The following is an 8,063-nucleotide window of genomic DNA, read 5'->3' on the forward strand; positions in this document are numbered from 1 at the left end:
TCGCGTTTTTCGGCACGCATCACATCGCGCGGATAAGGAATCGGGGCGCGGCTGAAATAGATGGCGTTGCGGTTTTTATCAAGGATGACTTTGACGACATTGGGATTCATAAACTCGTCAAAATCGTGCAATTCATGGGCGGCGGTTGCCATTTGCACATTGTTTTCAACCAAAACTTCGGCTGTACGGTTGATGAGCTTGGGGTCGATTAAAGGCTCATCGCCTTGTACGTTCACAACAATCAGATGCTGCGGCAGTTTCAGCGTATTGGCCGCTTCGGCAAGGCGCGTTGTACCGCTTTCATGTTGATTGGAAGTCATGACCACTTCGACGCCATGCGCCTGACAGGCCGTCTGAATATCGGGATGGTCGGTGGCAACGACAACACGCGCGGCCTTGCTTTTCGCCGCTTGTTCGGCGACACGCACAACCATCGGTTTACCGTGAATATCGGCCAAAGCCTTACCCGGCAGACGTGAAGAATCCAACCGCGCCGGAATCAATACGACAAATTCGGTCATGCTTTCAGTTCCTCTTCGCTCAACGGGCGCGCTTCGTTTTCCAACATATAAGGGATGCCGTCACGAATAGGATAAGCCAGCTTCGCCTGACGGCTCCACAATTCCTGTTTGTCTTGATGGTATTCGAGTTTGCCTTTGGTCACAGGACAAACGAGGATGTCTAAGAATTTTTTTTCCATGGGGTTTACTTTCAGGTTTGATAGTTTTAGCGAAAATCACTTTGCTCGTTTTGGCGAAACTTGCTACGCTTGTTTTCAGACGGCCTCAAGCGGCATCATTTTTTCTGTGCCGTTTTCTTTGCTTGCCGCGTACAGACTTGGTCAGGATTTTTGCCGTTGCACATGATCTGACGGATTTCACGGGCTAAGTTTTCGTTTTGACTGGATTTTTCGTATTTTTCGGTGATGATACTCAATATTAGACAATATTAGATTCATTGTGATCTCAAAATAGCACGGCGTTTTAGTAAGTATAATTGCCCCACTGCCGTGCCGTAAAAGTCAATCAATCTATTGACTTCTTCCTGAGTATAAACCGCCTTTATACCGTCTAAAGCTGCTTTATGTACCTGGGTATTCTCTTGTAATGCATTAATTTCGTTAATTAATTGATTTGTATATTTTTTAAGGACCTCTTCTAACTGTGGACGCTTATCTTTGGGCACATCTTTCAAAAAATCCTGTATCTTCGGATCAGAAAGTACAATACCTCCAACGCTTTGGAGAGACTGGTCTAACAGAGCATCCATCTTCTGCACTTCAAACAACCGCTCCAGCGACGCATCACTGGGCGGCGCGGCAAACGCATTGGCACACAAGGCCAAAGCAGCAAAAGGCAACAATAAAGTTTTCAATTTCATTTTTTCTACCTACTTAATAAATATCAATATTTTCAGACGGCCTGCACATTATTTGTCACATTCCGAAGAATGTTTATTGCCCTTACACAAAATATCGCGCGTTTGCGCCTCAAAAGCGGGCGTATATTTCCTGCTTGCGTTGATATAGTTGTTGCTCATCGTCTTTTCAACAATCTCATCATTCAATTTGTCGAAACGTTCCATCTTTTCAAATGCAGACTTACCGGCCCCATGCTCAAATACTTTTACTATGCTATCCACGTCTGCTTGGCTCAGCACATTGTCAATATCTCCGCCATGCTGTCTGAGATGATTGATTTTTTTCAAAATACCCTTGCCCCGAGGGGAAGAGAAGAAGCTGTTGAGTACATCGACTTCTTCTTGTGTAAATACTTTCTGTACGGCACGCTTTTCTTCATCCAACCATTGCTTTTTCAACTCAGGGCGGCTCAAATCGTCTTGCATGTTTTCATATAACGGCTGATGACCGCCTTCATCTGCGCTTTTTGAGCTTTGGGCGTCATCGTTAACAAGCGCTCATTGTCCTCTTTATTCACCATCTCCAAAGAACGTTGCACTTTCTCGCTATAATTACTGCTTATCCCTTGAATCTCCAACCATTTCATTGCAGATTCATCACTTGGTTTAGCAGCTAAGCTTTGAGTGGATACAAATAAAGCTGCGCAAGCGACCAACAAATATTTTAACTTCATGATTTACTCCTATCGCGTAGTTTGAAGATCATCTTTAAAACATCTGTAAAACATCTATAAGCATTTAGATTGAAACATTCGCGGATACAAACGCCGCCAAGTCCGGCTCAATTATCGCATAAACAGGCAAGACCCACACATGATTCAGGCCGTGGCCGTCTGAAAATTTGACTGCATCCTTTTCCGTGATAATCACCACATCTGCGTCCGGCAAATCCGCTGCCGTAATATCTGCATGATCAGGCAAGGCAACGGTTTGTTTCAAAGCAATATTCATGCTTTGCAACGTATTGAAAAAACGCTCCGGCTTAGCGATACCGGCGACGGCGGCGACGATTTGATTTCCTAAGCCCGCCAAATCCAATTTTTCAGACGGCCTGTTCAAACGGTAAATCTGCCCTGTTTCAATATGGCTGGCAAACATATTTTCAGACGGCCTGAATGCCATATCTGCTTGCCCCCCGCTGACGACGACCGCATCAACGGAAGCCAATCGAGACAAAGGTTCGCGCAGGCTGCCGTTGGGCAGTAAATCCAAATTGGTGCGACCAGTATCTGCCACTGGAAATACGGCAATTTCCATATCGCGTTGCAAGGCATAATGTTGCAAGCCGTCGTCAGCCACAATCAATTCAAGCTCAGGATGCGCCGCAAGCAATGCCCTGCCTGCGTCTGCACGGCTACTGCCTACCGCCGTCAGCGCACCGGTTTGACGAAACAGCAATAAAGGCTCGTCGCCTGCATCTGCCGCACTGCTGGCTGTATTCAATACATGAACCGCCTTGCTCTTGCGCCCGTAACCTCGGCTGATGATGCCGACCTTAACGCCCTTTTCCTGCAAACCCGACACCAGCGCGGCGACTATCGGCGTTTTCCCTGTTCCGCCTGCATGGATATTGCCGACCACCACCACAGGCACAGGTAATTTTTCGCTTTTCAGACGGCCTGAAACAAAATTATCGCGCCGTTTCGCCGCAATTTTGGCAAACAGCTTGGACAATGGTTTTAACAGCAAAGACAAAAACGGATTGGGGGATTGCCAATGGCGTTCGATAATTTGGTGGAGTTTGGGCATACGCACGGCTTTTGAAGCGAAAATCAAACGATAATATAACACAAGCTCGCCCAGACAAGGCCGTCTGAACATGCGGCTTTGATAATATTAAAACAAAGGGCGCAAGTTTCATGAAAACGAATACAACGAATGGCTCTAAAACCCTTATAATTCAGCTTTCCCAAATTTTTCCGTTTCGCAATGTCCGAACTTTTCTCGCCCTCCTCCATTTCCGTATCCGAGCTCAACGCCCTTGCCAAAGCCTTGCTGGAAGACCATCTCGCAGGCTTGTGGATTGCCGGTGAAGTATCCAACCTGACCCGTGCCGCCAGCGGACATTATTATTTCTCGCTCAAAGACAGCCGCGCTCAGGTACGTTGCGCGATGTTTAAGGGTGCGGCCATGCGTTTGGCGAAGCCTTTGAAAGAAGGCGACCATATCGAAGTATCAGGAAAAATTAGCATTTATGAAGCGCGGGGCGAATTTCAAATTACCGTAAATGAGGTGCGGCTCAAAGGTTTGGGGCAGCTTTACGAAGCCTATGAACGATTGAAGGCACAGTTGCAGGCGGAAGGCGCGTTTTCAGCGGAACGCAAAAAACCGTTGCCTGACCGTCCGCAATGTATCGGCATCATCACCAGTTTGGCTGCCGCCGCTTTGCGCGATGTTGTAACCACCTTAAACCGCCGAGCGCCCGAAATCCCCGTTATCGTTTATCCGACGCCCGTACAAGGCACAGGCAGCGAGTTGCAAATTGCCCAAGCGATTAAAACCGCTTCGCAACGTGCCGAATGTGACGTACTGATTGTCTGTCGCGGCGGCGGTAGCATTGAAGACTTGTGGGCGTTTAATGAAGAGCCGGTCGTACGCGCCATCGAAGCCTGCGCGATTCCCGTCGTCAGCGGCGTAGGCCACGAAACCGATTTCACGCTCGCCGATTTTGTTGCCGACGTGCGCGCACCGACACCGACCGGCGCGGCGGAACTTGTCAGCCCCAACCGCCAAGAATCGCTACACCGCCTCGCCCAAGCGCAAGGCCGTCTGAAAACCGTTTTGGAGCAACGCTATTTCGATGCCAGCCAAAAACTTGACTGGCTGGCGCGGCAAATCCGTCATCCGCGCCAAAAACTTGACGAGCAGCGTGCCTCAATCAGCAAGCTGGCGCAAATGCTGTCTTACTCGATGACGCAAAACCTCCGCACCCATACCGCCCGTTTTGAACGCCAAACCCAAACCCTGAAACATTGCCGTCCTGATGTTTCCGTTTACAAAAACAATATCGACCGCTTTCAGACGGCCCTGTCGTACGCCTTCCGCCAGCTGCTTGTCCACCGCCGTCAAAGCCTGACCGCCCAAGCCGCATTGCTCGAGGCCGTATCGCCGCAGCATATTCTGGAGCGAGGCTTTTCGGTCGTCAAAAATACACGCGGACAAGTCATCCGCAATGCCGATACGTTGAAACAAGGCCAAAAACTGCACATCACTTTTGCCGACGGCGAAACCGACGTACGCGTGACCAAAGAGCAGGCGCAGGGCGAGTTGTTTGACTGACAAAATAAAGGCCGTCTGAAACTTTATGCGATTGAAGTGAAACTATGTCTGTCTTTTAAAAATCCTTAACCTGCCAATGCGGTATAATGCCTTATCTGCACCCGCAGCATATACGGAAACATTATGGACAACTCACAAAATACAGAAAATCCGATTCCTCCGCGTAACTCCATCCGCAAAAACAGCATTTACCTGCTGCCCAATTCCTTTACCATCGCCGCGCTGTTTTGCGCCTTCTTCGCCATTACCCAGTCCATGCACGGACGTTATGAAACGGCGGCGATTGCAGTTTTCCTTTCCATGCTGCTCGACGGCATGGACGGACGCGTGGCGCGGCTGACCAACAGCCAAAGCGCGTTCGGCGAACAGCTCGACAGCCTTGCCGATATGGTCAGCTTCGGCGTGGCGCCTGCCCTGATTGCCTACAAATGGCAACTTTGGCAGTTTGGCAAAATCGGTTATTCCGTCGCCTTTATCTACTGTGCCTGCGCTGCCCTGCGTTTGGCACTGTTCAACACACTTATCGGCAAAGTCGATAAACGTTGGTTTATCGGCGTTCCAAGCCCGACCGCCGCTGCGTTGATTGTCGGCCTGATTTGGGTCAACCACAGCGTCGAGCGTTTCCCCAACGTGCATTGGTGGGCATTGGGTATCACCCTGTTTGCCGGCATTTCCATGATTGTGCAGATTCCGTTTTGGAGCTTCAAAGAAATCAATATCCGCCGCCAAGTGCCGTTTATGGGCATGGTGTTGGCCGTATTGATTCTGCTTTTGATCAATTGGGAGCCTTCGCTCGTCCTCTTCCTATTTTTCCTCGGTTACAGCCTGTCCGGTTATGTGATGGCAATCATCCGTTGGTTTAAAAAACGCCATAAAACACACAAACACGACAAGGCCGTCTGAAATGTGGTCTTGGGACATCATCCTTGCCCTGCTCGCCGTTGGCAGTGCAGCGGGCTTTATTGCCGGACTATTCGGCGTAGGCGGCGGCACGTTAATTGTTCCTGTTGTCTTATGGGCGTTGCAGCTGCAAGGCATAGGCGGTCACCCCTATGCCCAGCATCTCGCCATCGGCACTTCCTTTACCGTCATGGTGTTTACCACCTTCTCCAGTATGTACGCCCAACATAAAAAACACGCCATCGATTGGGCGACCGTCCGCCGGATGACGCCAGGCATGATACTTGGCGTACTCCTCGGCGCGGTGTCGGCAAAATATATGCCGACGCTGGCTTTGCAGGTTTTCTTTATTGCATTTCTTGCCTTTATCGCACTCAAAACCCTGCGCGATTCCAAACCCAAACCTTCACGCACCCTGCCTGCCCTCCCCGGCCTGACAGCCGTCGGCACGCTTTTTGGGGCGGCTTCAAGTTGGGTCGGTATCGGCGGCGGTTCGCTATCCGTTCCATTCCTGCTGTATTGCAACTTTCCGGCACACCGTGCCATCGGCACATCTTCAGGTTTAGCATGGCCGATTGCAATTGCCGGCACCATCGGCTATTTTGCCAACGGTTTACATATTGCCAACCTGCCTGAAGGCGCGGCAGGCTTTATCTATCTTCCGGCCGTGGCCATATTGAGCGTTGCCACCATCCTCTTTGCTCCGCTCGGCGTTAAAACAGCGCACAAGCTGCCCGCCCGAAAACTCAAAATCGCCTTCGGCATCATGTTGCTGCTGATTGCCGCCAAGATGGCTTGGAATTTGATACATTAAATCTTTCTTGTGAAAAAGGCCGTCTGAAAATCTTTCAGACGGCCTTTTAAATTGCAAAACAACAAACTAAATAAATCCCCTTTACCTTACCCGATTTGCCCCATTGCAAATACGGCCAAGCGCCATATCGCCCATCCTGCCACCAACAATCCGGCGCACAAACGAACCATGCGTTTTTGCAGAAAGGTTTTCAACTGCGCGGCAAATATGCCCATCGCAAGCAAGTTCGGCAAGGTCCCCAATGCAAACGCCAGCATATACAGCCCACCGTGCAAGGCATTGCCGCTGCCCAAAGCATACAAAGACGCGCTGTACACTAAACCGCAAGGCAGCCAGCCCCAAAGCACGCCCACGCCGAAACAGGCAGGCACTGATTTAATCGGCAGCAATTTATTCAGCAAAGGATTTAGGCGTTTCCATATCGGTTTGCCGATGCCTTCGATTTTGGTTGCAGCAGTTGAAATACCGGCAAGATAGAGACCGAGCAAAAGTAGCAAGATATTGGCGGCAATATACAAACCGTTTTGAACCGCGCGCGTATTGTCTAAGGAAATGCCGACCTGCCCGACCAAGCCGACCAACAGACCGATGACGACATAGCTGCTGATGCGCCCCAAGTTCAACAATACAATCAGCCCGATTCGGTTTAAATGTGGCGGCAGCTGCAAAGCGAATGCGCTGCTCAAGCCGCCGCACATGCCAACGCAATGCGTTCCGCCAAAAAAGCCGAGCAGAAAAAGAGTAAGAAATGTGATTTCTTGATTCATGGTTTTTAATGATTCAAACGAATGGATGAGGCCGTCTGAAACTTTTCAGACGGCCCTGAGAATGCAGGATAAGCTTTTCCGCCCACCCTCTTCACGCTTTAGAAAAGCAATTAACTGCGTGCGCGTACGTCAAATGCCTGACGCAAACCTTCGCCAATCATGACCAGCAAAAGCAGCATCACCGTCAGCGTGGCAACGGCAGACAGGCCGATCCACCACGCGTCCAAGTTGTCTTTGCCTTGCGCCAGCAACTCGCCCAAACTTGCCTGTGAAGCAGGTACGCCCAAGCCCAAGAAGTCCAAACTGGTCAGAGCGAGTACTGCACCTGAAATACGGAAAGGCAGGAAGGCCAATACCGGCGTTAAGCTGTTGGGCAGGATATGGCGCCACATGATTTCACGGTTGCCCACGCCCATCGCGCGCGCCGCCAAAACGTAATCGGTCTGGCGGTTTTTCAAAAACTCGGCGCGGACATAGTCAGACAAACCCATCCAGCCGAAAAGCGACAGCAACACCAGCAAAATCAACAGCCCCGGATTAAAGAACGAAGACAGGATAATCAAGAGGTACAGCTCCGGCATACCGCCCCAAACCTCGATAAAACGCTGCATCAGAAGGTCGGTTTTACCGCCAAAATAACCCTGCACCGCGCCTGCAACCACGCCGATTACGGTAGTCACCACAGTCAACACCAAGGCAAACAACAGCGAATCACAGAAACCGTAAACCAAGCGCGCCAACAGGTCGCGGCCGCGGTCGTCCGTTCCCAAGATATGCCGTTCGGACGGTTTGGCCGGATCGGGTGCTGTATCAAAATCGTTTAAGGTATCGGCATCGTAAGGATTGGGCAGGTAAAGGGCAAAATTGCCGTCTGAAGTAATGTT

11 protein-coding genes are annotated in these 8,063 nt (G+C 50.3%); 3 read left to right on the top strand and 8 right to left on the bottom strand.

Annotated features, from left to right (window positions below):
• The 6 genes from kdsB to lpxK form a co-directional block, all read right to left on the bottom strand.
• On the bottom strand, positions 1 to 521 hold a 521-nt coding region (kdsB, locus tag ACTHSP_RS15250; protein ID WP_440346377.1), incomplete at its 3' end, for a 3-deoxy-manno-octulosonate cytidylyltransferase.
• The gene (locus tag ACTHSP_RS15255) at positions 518 to 700 is read right to left on the bottom strand and encodes a Trm112 family protein (RefSeq protein ID WP_049329252.1); all 183 of its coding nucleotides are present in this window, start codon (positions 698 to 700) and stop codon (positions 518 to 520) included. The genes ACTHSP_RS15255 and kdsB, both read right to left, overlap by 4 nt.
• A gap of 254 nt (positions 701 to 954) precedes the next feature.
• Positions 955 to 1,380, bottom strand: coding sequence for a hypothetical protein (locus tag ACTHSP_RS15260; protein WP_283126985.1), 426 nt, complete (start codon positions 1,378 to 1,380; stop codon positions 955 to 957).
• A gap of 48 nt (positions 1,381 to 1,428) precedes the next feature.
• On the bottom strand, positions 1,429 to 1,845 hold the full coding sequence (locus tag ACTHSP_RS15265; protein WP_283126984.1) for a hypothetical protein: 417 nt from the start codon (positions 1,843 to 1,845) through the stop codon (positions 1,429 to 1,431).
• Positions 1,830 to 2,093 carry a hypothetical protein gene (locus ACTHSP_RS15270; RefSeq protein WP_283126983.1) on the bottom strand — a complete coding sequence of 88 codons (264 nt, stop codon included), beginning with the start codon at positions 2,091 to 2,093 and terminating at the stop codon, positions 1,830 to 1,832. Before ACTHSP_RS15270 ends, ACTHSP_RS15265 begins: the two co-directional genes overlap by 16 nt.
• A 64-nt stretch (positions 2,094 to 2,157) precedes the next feature.
• The gene (gene lpxK, locus ACTHSP_RS15275; RefSeq protein ID WP_440346378.1) at positions 2,158 to 3,168 is read right to left on the bottom strand and encodes a tetraacyldisaccharide 4'-kinase; all 1,011 of its coding nucleotides are present in this window, start codon (positions 3,166 to 3,168) and stop codon (positions 2,158 to 2,160) included.
• A 180-nt stretch (positions 3,169 to 3,348) separates the two neighbouring features.
• Between lpxK and xseA the strand changes: the two genes are divergently transcribed.
• The 3 genes from xseA (at position 3,349) to ACTHSP_RS15290 (ending at position 6,412) form a co-directional block, all read left to right on the top strand.
• Positions 3,349 to 4,698: an exodeoxyribonuclease VII large subunit gene (gene xseA, locus ACTHSP_RS15280; protein ID WP_440346379.1), complete on the top strand. Its 1,350-nt coding sequence runs from the start codon at positions 3,349 to 3,351 to the stop codon at positions 4,696 to 4,698.
• A gap of 123 nt (positions 4,699 to 4,821) precedes the next feature.
• On the top strand, positions 4,822 to 5,601 hold the full coding sequence (pssA, locus tag ACTHSP_RS15285) for a CDP-diacylglycerol--serine O-phosphatidyltransferase (protein WP_049333267.1): 780 nt from the start codon (positions 4,822 to 4,824) through the stop codon (positions 5,599 to 5,601).
• A gap of 1 nt (position 5,602) precedes the next feature.
• On the top strand, positions 5,603 to 6,412 hold the full coding sequence (locus ACTHSP_RS15290; protein WP_440346380.1) for a sulfite exporter TauE/SafE family protein: 810 nt from the start codon (positions 5,603 to 5,605) through the stop codon (positions 6,410 to 6,412).
• 86 nt (positions 6,413 to 6,498) lie between these two features.
• Here the strand turns inward: ACTHSP_RS15290 and ACTHSP_RS15295 are convergent, their stop codons facing one another.
• Together ACTHSP_RS15295 and ACTHSP_RS15300 are read right to left on the bottom strand one after the other, a co-directional pair.
• Positions 6,499 to 7,179 carry a sulfite exporter TauE/SafE family protein gene (locus tag ACTHSP_RS15295; protein WP_049351201.1) on the bottom strand — a complete coding sequence of 227 codons (681 nt, stop codon included), beginning with the start codon at positions 7,177 to 7,179 and terminating at the stop codon, positions 6,499 to 6,501.
• Between the two features lie 110 nt (positions 7,180 to 7,289).
• A partial coding sequence (locus ACTHSP_RS15300) for an ABC transporter permease subunit (protein ID WP_440346381.1) occupies positions 7,290 to 8,063 on the bottom strand: 774 nt, incomplete at its 5' end.

The organism is Neisseria sp. P0001.S005 (assembly GCF_051963715.1).

Coding starts and splice junctions, on each gene's coding strand:
- ACTHSP_RS15255 (WP_049329252.1), bottom strand. CDS start 700: ATGGAAAAAAAATTCTTAGACATCCTCGTTTGTCCTGTGACCAAAGGC.
- ACTHSP_RS15260 (WP_283126985.1), bottom strand. CDS start 1,380: ATGAAATTGAAAACTTTATTGTTGCCTTTTGCTGCTTTGGCCTTGTGT.
- ACTHSP_RS15265 (WP_283126984.1), bottom strand. CDS start 1,845: ATGCAAGACGATTTGAGCCGCCCTGAGTTGAAAAAGCAATGGTTGGAT.
- ACTHSP_RS15270 (WP_283126983.1), bottom strand. CDS start 2,093: ATGAAGTTAAAATATTTGTTGGTCGCTTGCGCAGCTTTATTTGTATCC.
- lpxK (WP_440346378.1), bottom strand. CDS start 3,168: ATGCCCAAACTCCACCAAATTATCGAACGCCATTGGCAATCCCCCAAT.
- xseA (WP_440346379.1), top strand. CDS start 3,349: ATGTCCGAACTTTTCTCGCCCTCCTCCATTTCCGTATCCGAGCTCAAC.
- pssA (WP_049333267.1), top strand. CDS start 4,822: ATGGACAACTCACAAAATACAGAAAATCCGATTCCTCCGCGTAACTCC.
- ACTHSP_RS15290 (WP_440346380.1), top strand. CDS start 5,603: ATGTGGTCTTGGGACATCATCCTTGCCCTGCTCGCCGTTGGCAGTGCA.
- ACTHSP_RS15295 (WP_049351201.1), bottom strand. CDS start 7,179: ATGAATCAAGAAATCACATTTCTTACTCTTTTTCTGCTCGGCTTTTTT.